Source organism: Clostridium sp. DL1XJH146 (assembly GCF_054819755.1).
This window is the reverse complement of record NZ_JBTVVN010000104.1, coordinates 1-734: the sequence shown is the minus strand read 5'-3', so window position 1 is coordinate 734 and position 734 is coordinate 1. Positions and strand designations below refer to the sequence as shown.

Below are 734 nucleotides of genomic sequence, written 5' to 3'. Positions count from 1 at the left end.
TTTTTCCAATCTTGACTAATTGATTTACTTACACGATACTCACTAATTACATCACTCACTGCCTCATAATTTAATCTAGTTCCTTCACCATCTGCATTATAGTTAGATGCTCTATCCCTACTTATACCAAATCTTTCAGCTGTAGCAATAGCATCAATATTAGCCCCTAGAAAAATAAATTCCCATCCATATTTTTCTTTCTGCCACTCTATCAATTTCTTGATTTTTTCATAGCTATACTCTTTGCTAGAGTTTTCCATTCCATCAGTTGTAATGATGAATATAACACTATCCGCTTTTTCATCAATGCTTGTATTCCGTTGTACATTAACAATCATATTAACAGTCTTTCCAATAGCATCCAGTAGTGAAGTACAACCTCCAACAAAATACTCATTTTCTGTTATAGGTTGTATCCCTTTAATATTTATTCTGTCATGTAAAAGTTCGTAGTTATCATCGAAAAGTACTGTAGTGACAATGGCTTTCCCCTGCTCTTTTTTTTGTTTCTTAATCATTGCATTGTATCCGCCTATAGTATCTCGCTCTAGTCCTGACATTGAGCCACTCTTATCAAGAATAAATACCACTTCTGTTATATTTGTTTTCATTTTGTTATCCTCCCTTTGTTTTATTAATTAAGGATAACAAATTTTGAATTTAGATTGGTCGCTTTCAAAGCGACAATTATGCACCAAGAAGAGATTGATCATAGTCAAACAAAGCTTCATTAA

At 32.7% G+C, this 734-nt stretch carries 1 protein-coding gene; it reads right to left on the bottom strand.

Annotated features, from left to right (window positions below; translation table 11 throughout):
* Window positions 1–611, bottom strand: a 611-nt coding sequence (locus ACVHXK_RS18675; RefSeq protein WP_461207918.1) for a vWA domain-containing protein, incomplete at its 3' end; no start/stop codon positions are given.
* Between the last annotated feature and the right edge of the window lie 123 nt (window positions 612–734).